Here is a 14,836-nt window from a genome sequence, read left to right on the forward strand (position 1 = left end):
TATTGTAGTATATAAAATATCTTTATGGTACAGGTTATAATTAAAGCGTTCGACATCCTTGAATTAGTATCAAAGAGAAACGGACAAGCAGTCTCTCTCACAGAGGTATCAACCGAGCTTGGTCTTAATCAATCGACAACAGCCAACATCATGAACACCTTGGTTTACAAAAACTACCTCGAACACCTTGGAAAAAAAAGAGGATACAAGCTTGGAGCTATGGCTTTCCAATTAACTAATAGCGTCGCATATGAAAAAGACTTAGTTCAAGCCGCCAAAGGAGTCATGGAAGACCTCACCTTAAGCTTAAATGAATCTTGTGTCTTAGGAGTAATGAAAAACTATAAACGCCTTATTCTACACTCTGTTAACTCAACCCAAGACATTCAAGTACAAATTCGTTCAGAAAAAAACGTTTACGAAACCGCTAGTGGCCGCCTATTACTCTCTAGCCTATCTATGAAAGAACTAGATCGCTTTCTTGGATACCATGGCTTACCAAAAGAACATCTCTGGCCAGAAGCCACCAACAAAGAAGAGCTTTACGAACAACTAAAAATAATCAAAGAGAAAGGTATAGCCGAAACTAAATTTAGCCACAACCACTTAATGGGTTTTGCTGTCCCAATAATTCTAAACAATCAGGTAATTGCGGGTATAAGTGTTTTCTTACCAGAATACAGATGCACTCCCGAAAAACAAGAAATGGTTATACACCACCTAAACAACGCGGCACTTCTTATAAGTAAAAAACTGAGCATATATCAGCCCGGCTGATATATCCCTAACTAGATGATCTACAAACGCCACTCTCTCAAAACCCCAATCAGCTCTTCACTCAATTTGGGGAAATGATACAAGCCTTTCTCATCCCAAGAGGAAGTTCCGCTAAGTTTCCCTTTGCCTAAAAACTCCTCGAGTAAGTTGTCATGGTTATAAACATACCAATGATTTTCGTAAGGAAAACAAATGTACAAATCCTTACCCAGATACTTCTTAACAAAAGTCAGTCTACCATTTAACTGTACCTTGAGAGAGAGCTCCCCATCCATGTGTTGTGCAATGAAATCAGCCATTGTCGAATCGTCATTTAGCTTAATTGTAGCAAATCCATAATCAGCAAAAAAAGCTGAGACTTTCTGAAAGTTAGTAGTTGGAGAAAATGTTTACTGAAAAACCATAAAACTATCTAGCTTTTCTATCAACACCAGAGAACAGGCATCATCACATCATTGACAACTTACACAGCCAGACACATTTTCGCCACTACGCTAAAGCGTCTCGGCCAATCAACATATGTAATATCAAACATGGTGGGACACACAAAACGGAGTCAATTACTCAAGTATACTTGGATAGCTTCGAGAATGAAGTGTTGTATGAGGCTAGTTTGAAGTTGTGAAACGACTAACATTTAAAGATAAAAACACATAACCCCCAAACTAGTATATTTTGGAATAGTGCTCTAAACAAGCTTACAACCCCACTTTTTTTTGCCTGAGTTGTAGGTTTTCATCGCTCTTCCCGTAAACGGTAAGCCCTCTTTTAGGTTATACTTTGAAACTAATGTAGGATGAATGAATACATCATCAATAAAACCAAAAGCTTTACCTGACGGAATGTTTACAATTCCCGATACCTCTTTCATGAATTTCTCTCGAAAAGCTGCATCATCTTCTTTGACCGCGGTAAAGATGCGATACATAGCTTCATTGGAACCTCCTTGAAATCGAACTTTTAATATATCACCAACTTCAACATCATTTAAAAAACGGTCATATTTAAAAAAGCCAAACTTCTCTTCTGAGGCTATGAAGTTGAGTATCTTTTTATGAGTGTTCACAAATTCAACGATTATCAGCTCCTCTAGGGTGTCACTAAATAAAAGGGACTCAGCCATTGACAAATGAGCTTTATAAAATCTAAAGTTATTCTTTGCGGATATGGCATTCTCATACCATTCTGTAGCTTGCCAATTACTTACCTCTTCAGGTATTTTAAAGCCATGTTCTCTTCTAGAATTGACCAATAAATCTATTTCAGTTCGTGCTTCGCGGTATAGCTTTTTTGACACTAAAATCCTTGTCATTTTTTGCCTTAGCTTTACTAGCATTTCTTCTGGTGCTTTACATGACAATGCTTTACAATAGCACGCAAACACTTTTTCTGGCTCATTTGAAAATACTTCGGCAAGAATCTCCCATACCCAAAAGTCATTGCGTTTTTTCTTGGCAAAAGGTAACAAAGACTCTAGAATTTTGTCATTTTCACCTAATGCTAATAATAATTTAGCATTGAAATAGGCGGGATACTGATAATCAGGATAGTCTGTTATCACTTTCGACAATGTGGGCAAAAAAGCTTCAGCACTAGCGTTATCAAAAACTAACTCACCCGTAATTGCTCTTTTAGGCAACAAATGTTTCGCGTAAGCAATATAACCTTGCTCTACTACTGCCATAACCTCTTTACCGTTTGGCATTTTTTCCTTTTGAAAATCCTCTTGCCTAAAATTTTCAAAACCCCACCAATTAACAAATTGAATATAGCTTTCCGTTTCCTTTAGTAATTTATGCAATGCCTTAAATAAAAAACTATAGGCTTCTGAACCCTTTGCTAATGAAAATGGTCGAATAGCTTCGAATAACTGTATCCCTTTTTTATGCTCAATAGAATCGCTTTTTGCTAAGCTAAACCCCATTTTCCCAACCTGCCAAGTTAATTGTTCGAAAAATAAATCTTCGGTATCAGGTAAAGCTAATTCCTGAATTTCCTTAAGCGTTTTAATGAAGTTAGCAAACTTCCCCACTAAGTATGACTGTTTCAAATATTCGAAAAGAACCCAAGAGAGACTCCTTTTAGGCCACAGTAAATCCGCCTCAATATTTATTTCATCACCCGTCAATTCTTCTGTCATTATACAGGGAGACAGTGCTTCATCAAGCTCTGATTTGGCCATAATATAAGCCTCTTTTAACTTTCCAGACTTTCTAAGTTCAGTAACCTCCTTAAATGACATAGCTTAAAATTTAGAAATTAACTCGTTTAATTCAGGAAAACTTGAAGTATTGAGAACCTTAACCACAGCTTTAGTGAATTGCATATTTTTATTAAAATAAAACTGCATATAACCAAACTGTTCTTTTGATTTAAAGTTATACTTAATAAAATACTGCGGTATAAATTCCACTATATTAGTTATTTCAATATCAACACCTTGCATAGCCAAACAAACATTTTTATAAAGCTTATCGGCACTCTCACTCGTTGGAGTATAGTTTACTTCAAAATCTGATTGCAAACTCTTATTAAAAATACTTAGCAAGTGGTCTATATCTTCTTTGTCACTGTTTACTACCGTAAATGGATTAAAGATTCCGTTTTTCCCATGTGTTCCTTGTACTCTGAACTCAACACCCTGGTACAATAGATAATAAATTTCCAACCATTCTTGCGAAACAACTTTAACAAGTTCAAAAGGGGTGTCTTTCAAGTCATTTAATACTTGGTTATACTTCAGCACCTTACATGGATGGCCTCCTTCCGAGTGAAAAGCAGAAATCAGGTTATTTGGAAATTGAAAAGCATCCTTTGGATATGCATTAATTATACCTGTCTCCTCAAATTTTATCTTCCCAAAAACATCAAAATTTGGAGCATGAATACTGTAGCATACTTTTTCCGCCCTAGTTATTGCGGTATAAGACCACCTTAAACAATCATCATTCAAGCCAACCCTACTCCTAAAGTCTACAAAAACAGTATCCCATTCACTTCCTTGAGCTTTGTGGCATGTGATCGCATAACCATACTTCACTTTCAATGCATTAAAATAAGGATCTACTTTAAGGGCAGCCTTAAACTCCACAGAACCTTCTGAAAAGGATGGCATCCCTTGCTCCTTTCTTAATTTCTGCTTTTCCTTAAAACGCATTACAAAGTTTATATATAAGGCTTTAAGCTCTGTTACACTAAGTGAGCTTGCTCCACTATTTAGAAATGAGTCTATAATTTTACAATTTATAGTCCCTTTATAATGTGGCACCTGAACTTGAACATCTCTAAAAGCAAGAGAAACGTTTTTTCGAGTTTGTTGCTGACCATCATTTACCCAAACAGGGGCAGATAGTGTTTCTAATTTGTTAGAAACTCCAACAACTTCCATCATATCTCCATTGAATAAATCTATTTCATAAGTATGGTAGTTGTTATTGTTCAATATTAAAATATCACCTTTTGTTATTTCCTCTTGATTAGGGAAAACCTTTTCTCTAATGGCCAAATTGTTTGAAAAAGCTTGATTATTTGAGTACGATAGAATAACACTATCTCCTATCTTAGGTTTTGGAAACAAACTCACATACTTTGAAGGTCCCATTTCATCAGCCAAATGCAGAAACTCTGAGTCGTCAAAATCAAAACTTAGTGTATTCCTTTGACTCTCCTCTAACACTTCCCTAATCTTGATGGAGTTGCTAAATATCAAATTCTCTCTTTCTTGCCTAAAAACACCAGTCATTTCAATCTCTTGTGTAGGAAGACCTATCGCTCTAAAAAAAGAGGCATCTAAGGCTAAAGATTTATTATCGGTAACGGGAGGTAATTGTGCAGGATCTCCTACAAATATTATTTTATTATTCGTGTTGTGAATATTGGCATAAGTCAACAAATCATCCAATAATTTTCCAGTGCCAAAAGTAAAGAGTTCGTGCTGACTTCGCATATTGGATATCATAGATGCCTCGTCAACTATAATAACCCTGTTTGTAATTGCTTTTTCAGCTATTGGGAAATAAAAATGAAATGACTTATTAGCCACATCTTCATTTTCTACCTCTATCGGAATAAGCTTGTCGAAGTTATAAATGCCTCGATGGATAGTAGTCCCCTTAAGTGTTTTATCTCGCAACACCTTTGCCGCTCTTCCTGTTGGTGCTATTACTTCAACTTCTTTTTCATCAGATTCTAAATAATCTATCAGGCACTTCAGAATGGTAGTTTTACCGCTACCAGCATAACCCTTTAAGATAAATATTTTGTCAGAACCACCTAAAAATGACTCCAAATTAGTTAAAGCCGTTTCCTGATCCAGACTTAAGTTGAAACCCTTAATGTAGTTGAATATTTTCATGCCTTGTTTTAATCTTGATACAAATATCTGCAACAGATGTGCAGTCTTCCTGCACAGTAAAACGACGTCATTAGGACTCTAATCCCGAAAAGATCAATGGTAATATGGCAAGCTATTCTTTTAAAGCCTTTTAGTTCTTACCTTAATTCAGAAACCAAAATGAAAATCTATGGCTCTCTATTTAGCATTACATTTGAATAACGTCACAACATACTTAGCAACGTATACATTAGAAATCAGTCCAGAACCGTATTCGTTTTTCAACTGCTTTGTCATACCTTAAAAGCTGCAATAGTTATTTTAAAAACTCATGATTTTCAAATTCGCTTTGTTCCATTTATCTATTTTAGATAAAAGCATATAGATTGAAATCAAATAACTACGAAAACAATAATTCAATTACTTCAAGTATTTCCTCAATGTTTTTAATGTTAACGTATCCATTATCTCCACCGTGACCTGCTTTCGTGTTTCTTATACTATTTAGATAACCCCAATGTTTCAAAAAAGAGGTGTTTTGATTAAAACTAAAAGCTAAAACGAATGAGACCTTAGCGAGCGTTTGTATTGAAATTTCAGTCGCTTTAACTTCATCAAATACTTCGAAGTAATCCCCATCAAAGCGGTCTCTCTTAAAAGTAAGCTTCCAAATCAAATTTCCCGTTGAATTATCTACAACACGAACCCTAGAATTGCCTACATAGCACTCGGTCTTGGATACATACTTAAAATTCTCCTCCTGACTAACATAGTCCTCTACAATTTGGAAGTATGTTAGAAAAGCTAGGTTTAAATATTTTTCATCTATAGTTACCTTATTAAGTAACTGTTCGGCTATCTCAAAAGAGGCCTTTGTCCTGTCATAAAAATTCTGGTATTCTACAAACCTATGAGATCGATCATTTAGAATAAATTGTAAGCACTTTTTGTGAATTTTAGCTACCCGTCTCAAAAACTTAAGGCTGAGTGACTTTTTAATAGTAATAAGCAATTCATCATAATTTTCTTTTGAAAACGTATCATTTTGGGTGTATTCAGGGCTCTCCTTAATATAATAACCATTGGCCCCTAACTCAAGCAGCTTCTCTATATTCCAAACTTTATTAGATGCTGTAAAAATAACAACTTGAATTCCACTATTAATATCCTTAATCTTACGAAGGATTTTCGTGCCTGTTAAATCAGATAAATCATTTACTTCATTTGCTCTATCTTCCTCCTTTAGTAACCTAAGATCAAGGAACACAACGTCATAATCAGCAAAACGCTCAAACTTCATAGCTTCATCAAATGTCTTAATTACATCAAGCGTTGTTTTTTGACCAATCCTAACAATCTTATTCTTTATAATGTAACCAAGTATCTCACTCCATCCTGAATCTGAATTATCATCGATAAGCAATGCTTTACAGGCTTGTTTACATAGGCCAATGTTCGTACTTGCATTTGGGCCTATATCATTATTTGTTAGTGAATCTTTATATTTAAAATACAAAGAGGACGGTTTCTCTTTTTTTAAGCTATATCCAGCAAATTTCGCCAAACGAAATGCCCCCCAATCATTTGCTAATTGATGACCTAGGTCTTTGGTATTCTGTATATTGAGGCTTGGGATGACAGTTGCTAAAAGAGTTTGTTCATCAAGAAGCGATAAAGGCTTTGCAATATAATCCTCTAAAGAAAAGGCAGATAATAAATAAGACCCTTTCGTGAAAAGTAGAAGGCCAGACTTTTCTTTATGATTTTTGATTTGGTTAGATAGAATATCCTCCTTAGAGTCGTCAGTGATAAATAATATTGGTAGCAAACACCCCTCCTTTAGTTCTTTAGTCAACCTAATGTGTAATCCTATGTAAAGCCCCATGAATTCCGCATCTTCATTCCCTAACCTCACAGAAATTATCAATACCTTAACCGCACTTAAAAGATGTTTATTGCTAATAAGCCACTGATGAATATCTTCATCTTTTGATTGATTGTTATATTCAAGCTTATCACATTTTAATCGTGCTGAAATGCCTGAAGAAGCATGTTCTATAACAAGGATATTATTCATCATATTTACTTTTTACATTTTTTACCATAGAGGTAATTACACTTCTCATTAATTGAGCAGTAGTTTCTTTTGAGTTATGCTTATCCTCAAAATCAGAAAAGTCATCAGCTGCATCACTTAAATATACGAGTTCTATTAGATCTTTATATTCAATACTGCCACTTGGAAATGCTACTTCGTAATTGAAATTTTCCTTATAATTAAGTAAAGTTCCATTTATTAGTCTATCCTGAATTATTGACGCCTTTTCAACCTCATAATTTTGACCCAAAGAAAGATGCCTTAAATTAACTTTATTGGTGGAGACGAAACGTTCAACTAAAATTACCAAATTATTATAAAACCTATCTTTCTTAATTTCCCTGATAGATTCGCCTTCAAAAACAGTAGCGGTAAATCCGTTACTAAAGACACAAAAGGGTATTTCCCTACTCTTAGCCAATGCAACCAATCTTTCTTTGTCTTCTTTAGCATCTAACGAATCATGTATTAAAATGCATGATGCATTTGCTATTACAATTTGAATGTCCTTAGTCGGAACGGTTTGGAGCCATGTAACATGGTTTGAAAATGACTGCAAGGTTGAGGTATAGTCAATCTTATAGTTTTTCGACATCTGCTCATATTTATTATCATCAATCAGGTATATCATTATTTAAGCATAAAAAGTTAAGACATGAGTAAATCCTTCAATCAAAGAGTCATCTATTTTCTCTTTAACAATTCTGTCAGAATTAATATCAAATAATATATTTATCTTATTAATTGAATTGTCCGTTGACTTAGAAATTATTGACCAATCACAAATACCAAAGAATGCCTTCTCAGCTTCTAGTAAATCTCCTTGAAAAAGTTCGTTTTTCTCCAAAGGTTTATTACATTCTGAGCCAACATGAACTATTTTAATAATTCTTTTCCTCCCTTCTGCATCCGCCTTACGCTGAAACTCCACTTTAATTTTATTGCCATTATCAAAACGTTGTTTAATGGCTTTAAAAATGTAAGAAATACCAACTTGTAATGCATCGACATTTGTATAAAAACTAGCTTTATTTAAATTAATTAATTCTATATCAAATGACAGATACTTTGAGGCTAAGTTTTCGGCCAATTTATTTTTAAAAATATATTCTAGTTCCGGAGCTTTTATTTCAATACTTTTTTTGAAAGGAGTAATAAAACTTGTTTCAAAATTTTCACTTTTAATTGGATGCGTGTTAGGGTTTACTTTTAACCAACTTAACAGTTCGGGAGATCGCCAATTTAGGTTGTACTGAACTTTGTTAAACCACCATTTTTTACTAGGATCGCCAAAAGCAAACTGTTCGATTCTTTTATAAAGGCGACCTGGAATAACAAATTGAGAAGACAACTGGTTAAATTCTTTTTTTGCAATATCTAATACTGTTAAGTAATTAAAAACTGAATCTGCTTTGTCATAATCGTGGGTAAGAAACTTCAATCCTTCACTTGATCTAAAACTTAATAAAAAACGAGTCACATCTATTGGTTTGTGCTTGGACAAGTCAATTTCCGCTTGCTTTCCTTCGTGATTGTCCAAAAATTCTTCATGAGGCAAGCTTTTACCCTTATCTATTATGATCTTTCTTTTTAACTTGACATCTCCCTTTTGAGAACCCTTTGGATTAATATAGACAATGATTCCATTTTCCATTTCCCCTGAAATCTCTGTTTCATTTAAATCTATATCATAAGTTCCAATAGTAGTCTTTTCCTCAACTTTGGTTCCAACCAAAACATCAAACCTCTCCTTCAACTTCAGATACAATGCATTTTCTCCACCCTTTACCATTTTCAAGTAATCCAGTTTACCTGAAATAATACTTGTCATCTCAGGTCTGCCTTTCCTCGCGGCTTCTTTGTCTTTTAGATATTGCTCTAGAAAAAAACCATAAGCTCTACCATAACCATATCTTTCCCAATAGTATAACCACAGCCTGATTTGCTTAATATACCTCTTCTGCACATTCACATTCTCATTTACCAATAAACCAGTTACTTCTTTACGATAACCATCCTTTTGTAAACGGGTTTTACTTTCTTTTATATGAAAGCCTTGCTCAGCTATAATTCTATGAAGCTCTTTAAGAAAGTCTCCTTCTTTTTGATAAACATTATGCATGGAGCTAAAGGTGATATCATCTGCATATCTTGAATACTTCAGACCAAAACGCTTTGCAACCGCAGATAGTAAATAATCAAGCCTCTGACAAATAACGTTTGTTAAGACAGGTGATGTTGGAGCACCTTGAGGCAGCACGTTCCTTTTAACTTTAATCCATTCGCCTTCTGCACTTTTCCGCTCAACCTCCATATCTGTGCAACATATCGAAGCAATCATATTAGCCAAAGATAAACGTGAGATTACAAGTCGATTTATCTCCTTTAAATTGGCGGAGGTCCCAACACATCTATTAACATCCTCTAAAATAATTTCATCTACTAGACGAGTATATTCCCTAAGTTTTGCTTGAGCTGCACTTAACTTTTCTTTATCCTTGTTAAAGAAGTATTGAAGGATATTTGTTTCTGGTCTTATTAAATGAGCTGTGAGACGTTCTTTATATTTTTTATAGTTACCTTTTTTATCATCAACAAAGAATAGTGAGTTTCCTTCAATTTTATAAAAAATCTGTTCCCCTTTTTCTGTAATATATTTTCTTATTCCTGTTTTTCGCTTTGGCGTTTGTTCTTTAAAACTGGTAGCAACATCGATAAGGTTAAAAGGTTTTAATTGCAAACACTTCCATACCCTAGCCTGATCTATCGCAGAGAAGAAGTCCTTTAGATCTATATTATACACATATCTGCTACCTACATGCAATTTAGCATTATCCACAATGGACTTATCTCTAACAAATCCCATTGCTCCCTTATGAGGGTCAAAAACGCATTGCAAGACAAAACTCAGAGTACTTTGCAAAGACTTCAAGCCGTTAACTGGAGTATGTATACTACGCTCTCCTCCCGATTTTTTCTTTATCTTAAATTCAGAATAACGCTTTCCCCCGTGTTTCGGGTTGGCATACCAGGTTAGCTGCTTTAGTTCAAATGGAACAGATTTAGTACCGTAAACAAAAGGCTTTGCTAAATTTAATAAGTCTAGCAAATCTTCTCTAGATTGCATTTTTGCAAAGCCATCCTTAATTCCCTTGATATGTATTGGATCTAGTTTCATAATTGTAATAATAGTCCAATGAAACCTGCTGCGTTATTCTTTGTTTATGAAGAAACACTCCCCATTTTAATAATAATAATATTTCATAAAAATTAATTAGAACTCATCTCAATTTCCTAAGTATCTAACTTAAACTGAGTAACTAACAATAACCAAGAAACATTCATCCCAGATTAATCCGGAACACCAACCGATTTGAAACTATCCGAAGAGAGCTTCCAGTTGGCACAATTCAATATCGTGCAGCAGGTTTTCAAAGAACAATATGCAAAGTAATACTTCAACTGTGCAGTACAACTGCACGAAAATAATTGTTTCCTCTTAACTTTGTGTCCTATGAGACACAGTTAATTGTAATGCAAACTAAAACACTAGCTATGCAGCCAATCTGCACAGCAGTAAAATAGACTATGGCTACTAATAAAAATGCTCTTATTCGCTACAAAGTACTTGATAACTGCTTCAGGAATCCTGGGAAAAAGTACTTTATAGATGATTTAATAGCTGAATGTGAGAGTATCCTTTTAGAAAGGGATCCTAAATCGAATGGCATCAGTCGCAGACAGATATTCGATGATATTTCTTTTATGGAAAGTGAGGAAGGTTGGAGCATAGAACTAAATAAGCTTCGTGATGGGAAAAAAGTTTATTACACATATGTAGACAGCTCTTTTTCTATAAACAATATGCCGCTCAATGAGATTGAAATCAACCAGTTGAAATCTGCGGTTGATATTCTGACACAATTCAAAGGAATGCCTCAATTTGAATGGATTCATGAACTAGTACCCAAACTACAACAGGGTATATCTCCTGAACAAACTTCTCCTACTATTATAGAATTTGACAATAACCATTATCTCAAAGGTATTGAGTACTTGGGAACATTGCATAATGCCATTTTCTATAAAAAAGTACTTTCCATCAGTTATCAGCCTTTTGAGAATGAATTACCTTTTGACATAATTATTCACCCCTACTTTTTAAAACAATATAATAATCGCTGGTTCTTATTTGGATATAACCCTGAAAGACAAATATATAATTGGAATCTAGCCATTGACCGTATTTCTTCTATTGTCGAAACAAAATCTAAATACCACGAAAATACTAAAATCAACTGGTCAGAATATTTTGACGACATAATCGGTGTAACTAAGCCAGTTGAAGGGCTCCTAGAAAATGTTATTCTACATTTTACTGGAAAAACTGGAAAGTACATGGAAACAAAACCCATACATGGCTCACAAAAATCTAGTTGGCTAGAAAACCAAACACTTGAAGTGAGGCTAGAAGTCATTATAAATTATGAACTGGAAAGATTAATTCTGTCCTACGCAGACAGCGTTGTTGTCATTCAACCAGAGAGTCTCGCCCAAACTGTCAAAGAAAGATTAAAAGCAGCTGTGACCTTATATTAATTATCACTACACTTAGTAGTTTACAGGAATCCGCTATCTCCTTTCAAATATATAAAAGGGCTTTTGATTACTTTTTCCTACCTAATTAAAGCTTAAAACCGTCTATTTCTATAAGAATATCTTTTGATAATTTGGGGAAATGATACAAGCCTTTCTCATCCCAAGAGGAAGTTCCACTAAGTTTCCCTTTGCCTAAAAACTCCTCGAGTAAGTTGTCATGGTTATAAACATACCAATGATTTTCGTAAGGAAAACAGATGTACAAATCCTTACCCAGATACTTCTTATCAAAAGTCAGTCTACCTTTTAACTGTACCTTGAGATACTTATCTTCGTCAATATGTTGTGCTATGAAATCAGCATTCGCCCAATCATCGTTGAGCTTAATTGTCGCAAATCCATAATCAGCCAAAATAGCTGAAACCTTCTGAAAGTTATAGGTTTCTTTTTGTCGAGGGTTAAGCGATTGATACTCTACCTTCGGTAATTGATTTAATTTCATAGGATTCTGGTTAATTTGAATTAACCCTAAATTAACCCAAATTAATTTAGGTTAATTCTTCCTAACGAAGGATTTAATTCATTCCGTTAGTACGCTAATACTTCAAATTAATTTGCAATCAGCCTAGCATAAACCTTTTCTACTTTCTCTAAAAAGGTTTCTCGTAAATTAGCAGGTTCCATGACCTCTATATCCTCTATATGCTCCATCACTTTTGCCCAAAACTCTAAATTAGGTACAATACTTAACTGAAAAATCATGTACTCATCCTGCTCTTCAACCAGAAGTTGGGAACGATGCCATGGCTTGGTATTTACATAGTGAGCTCTTGGCTTGCCTACTTTTAGAACAATAACTTCTTTCTCAACATCTACAGGCACTGAGACCCCTATAACATCTTTAAAATGTCGGACTGCGTCAAAGCCACTTTCTCCTGCTAATGATACACTACTCAACCGTTCATTAATTATCCTGTCTAATGGGAAGTTTTGATAGCTCTCTTTCTCCTTATCAAAAGCCATTAATGTCCATCGATTATTATACTCTTTCAGCAGTACTGGCACAATGGTTTTGCTAACTAATTCCCATTCGAAATACTTGTAATCAATATCAATTACACGCTTCTCTACAATGTAGCGGTAGAACTTATCAAGCTTTTCAATATTCTTGAGCTCTACCTTCTCATACTGTATATAAGGGTTTTCTTCTAATTCAGGATTTCGAACCATTTGCTCAAAGTAAATAAGAAGCTTATCCACTTGATCTCTTGGTAAACTGTCACGCGAAAATTGTCTGAGATAAGCAAGTATTTCATTAAAGTTCGCAGTATCCACACCTTCCAAGCTCTCTAATAATGAAAATGGTTTCTTATAACAGTATTTAACAAACCTATGCCCAGGGATTTCAGCACCGAGATTTCGTAACTCTTGTATATCAAGTGCTACTAAACGTTCATTTGTACTAAACCCTAAACTAACCAACTCCGCAGCTAATTCACTCCCACTATAACTATTCATAGAGCGTAAGAGCTTATGAATAGCGAATAGGCGATTCAATTTAACAACACTACTTCCTTTTTTTGACATTTTGCTTTATCAACTACGATATAAATGTAGTTGATGGTTGTGCCAACTCCAAATACAGCCCAATTTTGTATCAAGAAAAACGCAAAAACTATGGTAAAGACAACGACAAGCTCTAATATCTTTAAATGCCTCGACATTCAACCAACCACATGCCAAGCAAAGGCTTTGTACGAGATTGAAAACTTCTTGGATAATAAGGAAGACCAAGTTTTTATATTGAAAGGTTCTGCAGGAACTGGTAAAACTACCTTGACCAAAGCTTTGGTAGACTACCTTTCCGAGAAAAACAAGCCTTTTCATCTACTATCCCCCACAGCTAAAGCAGCCTCTATTTTGAGCGATAAGACAAACCACATGGCTCATACCATCCATCATTTAATTTATACCCCTGAAACTTTAGATGATGGAAGGGTAAAATTCAACTTTAAAGAAAATGAGTCTGATACTCCTACAATTTTTATAGTGGACGAAGCTTCCATGATACCCGCCCTAAATCCATCAACTGGTGAATATATTTCACAAAACCCTCTGTTACTAGATCTACTAAAGTTTGTGTTTAACGGAAACAAGTATAATCAAATAATTTTCTTGGGGGACAGCTATCAACTTCAACCTATTCATGAAAAGAGCTCTATGGCTCTTTCTAAGAAAGCCTTAAGAGAGAATTTTAAGCTGAAATGCCAAGAAATAGAATTAAACGAAGTGGTAAGGCAAGCTTCAGACTCACCCGTACTAAGTTTGGCCCTAGAAATAAAACGAGCTAAAGATTATGCTCAAAGTGTTTACAGCATTAAACCTGAGAGACTTAGAAACGAAGACCTAGCCATTGATTACTTCATGACCTTTTTTGATGTCGAAGAGCTAAATGAAGTCATGCTGATTGCTAAAACAAACGAACAAGTTGAAAGATACAATCAACTTATTAGAAAGCGTCTAGGCTTTTATCAAACACTGGAGGTTGGTGAAGTGGTAATGCTTCGAAATAATATCCAAAAAGACCAACAAACTTTTGTAAATGGAGATATAGGATTAATAAAATCTTTAAGCTCGAATACTGAAGAAATTGCAGGCATAAGATTCAAAGATGCTACCATTCAATTTGAAAATTCAGGAGAGAAGACCTTAGTAAAAACGAAAATATTCTTAGATTCACTTTTAAACAATACAGCAAGCATTGATAGCCAAAGCCTTAAAAATTTAAAGCACAATAGAATGAAACACAATGGTACTTTTCGACAATCGGAAAGAGTAAATGACGACCCTTATATGAACGCTATGAAGCTTAGCTATGCCTACGCTATGACCTGTAACAAGGCACAGGGTAGTGAGTGGAGTCGTGTTCTTTTTACATCAGAAAAACTGCACCCCTATGACCACCCTTGGCTCTATACTGCCGTAACAAGGGCAAAAAATGAAGTATTAACTTGGAGGTTTTAATTATA

The 14,836-nt window shown here is 34.8% G+C and carries 11 protein-coding genes; 3 read left to right on the plus strand and 8 right to left on the minus strand.

Translation table 11 applies throughout. The features are described from left to right. Positions 1-24 precede the first annotated feature (24 nt). Positions 25-777, plus strand: a complete 753-nt coding sequence (locus tag AADJ06_RS20815; protein WP_341228431.1) for an IclR family transcriptional regulator C-terminal domain-containing protein — start codon at positions 25-27, stop codon at positions 775-777. A 20-nt stretch (positions 778-797) separates the two neighbouring features. On the opposite strand, the gene AADJ06_RS20820 is transcribed toward AADJ06_RS20815, so the two are convergent. The 6 genes from AADJ06_RS20820 to AADJ06_RS20845 all read right to left on the minus strand — a co-directional run bounded on the left by AADJ06_RS20820 (position 798) and on the right by AADJ06_RS20845 (position 10,386). Further along, positions 798-1,076, minus strand: a complete 279-nt coding sequence (locus AADJ06_RS20820) for a hypothetical protein (protein WP_341228432.1) — start codon at positions 1,074-1,076, stop codon at positions 798-800. 389 nt (positions 1,077-1,465) lie between these two features. Beyond that, complete coding sequence (locus AADJ06_RS20825) at positions 1,466-3,019, minus strand: hypothetical protein (RefSeq protein WP_341228433.1); 1,554 nt, start codon at positions 3,017-3,019, stop codon at positions 1,466-1,468. Positions 3,020-3,022: 3 nt separating this feature from the next. Continuing rightward, positions 3,023-5,131 carry an AAA family ATPase gene (locus AADJ06_RS20830; RefSeq protein ID WP_341228434.1) on the minus strand — a complete coding sequence of 703 codons (2,109 nt, stop codon included), beginning with the start codon at positions 5,129-5,131 and terminating at the stop codon, positions 3,023-3,025. A 379-nt stretch (positions 5,132-5,510) separates the two neighbouring features. Then, positions 5,511-7,190 carry a hypothetical protein gene (locus tag AADJ06_RS20835; protein WP_341228435.1) on the minus strand — a complete coding sequence of 560 codons (1,680 nt, stop codon included), beginning with the start codon at positions 7,188-7,190 and terminating at the stop codon, positions 5,511-5,513. Beyond that, on the minus strand, positions 7,180-7,839 hold the full coding sequence (locus AADJ06_RS20840) for a hypothetical protein (RefSeq protein ID WP_341228436.1): 660 nt from the start codon (positions 7,837-7,839) through the stop codon (positions 7,180-7,182). The genes AADJ06_RS20835 and AADJ06_RS20840 overlap by 11 nt, the downstream gene beginning before the upstream one ends. Before the next feature lie 3 nt (positions 7,840-7,842). Further along, entirely contained in the window at positions 7,843-10,386 is a 2,544-nt protein-coding gene (locus AADJ06_RS20845; RefSeq protein ID WP_341228437.1) for a reverse transcriptase domain-containing protein, read from the minus strand. A gap of 410 nt (positions 10,387-10,796) precedes the next feature. Here AADJ06_RS20845 and AADJ06_RS20850 point away from each other — a divergent pair, with 410 nt between their 5' ends. Next, positions 10,797-11,807: a WYL domain-containing protein gene (locus tag AADJ06_RS20850; RefSeq protein ID WP_341228438.1), complete on the plus strand. Its 1,011-nt coding sequence runs from the start codon at positions 10,797-10,799 to the stop codon at positions 11,805-11,807. 85 nt (positions 11,808-11,892) lie between these two features. On the opposite strand, the gene AADJ06_RS20855 is transcribed toward AADJ06_RS20850, so the two are convergent. Together AADJ06_RS20855 and AADJ06_RS20860 are read right to left on the minus strand one after the other, a co-directional pair. Beyond that, positions 11,893-12,309 carry a hypothetical protein gene (locus AADJ06_RS20855; protein ID WP_341228439.1) on the minus strand — a complete coding sequence of 139 codons (417 nt, stop codon included), beginning with the start codon at positions 12,307-12,309 and terminating at the stop codon, positions 11,893-11,895. 107 nt (positions 12,310-12,416) lie between these two features. Next, positions 12,417-13,364 carry a WYL domain-containing protein gene (locus AADJ06_RS20860; RefSeq protein WP_341228440.1) on the minus strand — a complete coding sequence of 316 codons (948 nt, stop codon included), beginning with the start codon at positions 13,362-13,364 and terminating at the stop codon, positions 12,417-12,419. Between the two features lie 120 nt (positions 13,365-13,484). Between AADJ06_RS20860 and AADJ06_RS20865 the strand changes: the two genes are divergently transcribed. Next, positions 13,485-14,831, plus strand: coding sequence for an AAA family ATPase (locus AADJ06_RS20865; protein ID WP_341228441.1), 1,347 nt, complete (start codon positions 13,485-13,487; stop codon positions 14,829-14,831). The last annotated feature ends 5 nt before the right edge of the window (positions 14,832-14,836 follow it).

The organism is uncultured Arcticibacterium sp., assembly GCF_964021845.1.
In the GTDB taxonomy this organism is placed as follows: domain Bacteria; phylum Bacteroidota; class Bacteroidia; order Cytophagales; family Spirosomataceae; genus Arcticibacterium.

What these genes read in the sequence shown, in the direction of transcription:
- AADJ06_RS20815 (WP_341228431.1), top strand. Translation starts at nt 25, where the DNA reads ATGGTACAGGTTATAATTAAAGCGTTCGACATCCTTGAATTAGTATCA.
- AADJ06_RS20820 (WP_341228432.1), bottom strand. Translation starts at nt 1,076, where the DNA reads ATGGCTGATTTCATTGCACAACACATGGATGGGGAGCTCTCTCTCAAG.
- AADJ06_RS20825 (WP_341228433.1), bottom strand. Translation starts at nt 3,019, where the DNA reads ATGTCATTTAAGGAGGTTACTGAACTTAGAAAGTCTGGAAAGTTAAAA.
- AADJ06_RS20830 (WP_341228434.1), bottom strand. Translation starts at nt 5,131, where the DNA reads ATGAAAATATTCAACTACATTAAGGGTTTCAACTTAAGTCTGGATCAG.
- AADJ06_RS20835 (WP_341228435.1), bottom strand. Translation starts at nt 7,190, where the DNA reads ATGATGAATAATATCCTTGTTATAGAACATGCTTCTTCAGGCATTTCA.
- AADJ06_RS20840 (WP_341228436.1), bottom strand. Translation starts at nt 7,839, where the DNA reads ATGATATACCTGATTGATGATAATAAATATGAGCAGATGTCGAAAAAC.
- AADJ06_RS20845 (WP_341228437.1), bottom strand. Translation starts at nt 10,386, where the DNA reads ATGAAACTAGATCCAATACATATCAAGGGAATTAAGGATGGCTTTGCA.
- AADJ06_RS20850 (WP_341228438.1), top strand. Translation starts at nt 10,797, where the DNA reads ATGGCTACTAATAAAAATGCTCTTATTCGCTACAAAGTACTTGATAAC.
- AADJ06_RS20855 (WP_341228439.1), bottom strand. Translation starts at nt 12,309, where the DNA reads ATGAAATTAAATCAATTACCGAAGGTAGAGTATCAATCGCTTAACCCT.
- AADJ06_RS20865 (WP_341228441.1), top strand. Translation starts at nt 13,485, where the DNA reads ATGGTAAAGACAACGACAAGCTCTAATATCTTTAAATGCCTCGACATT.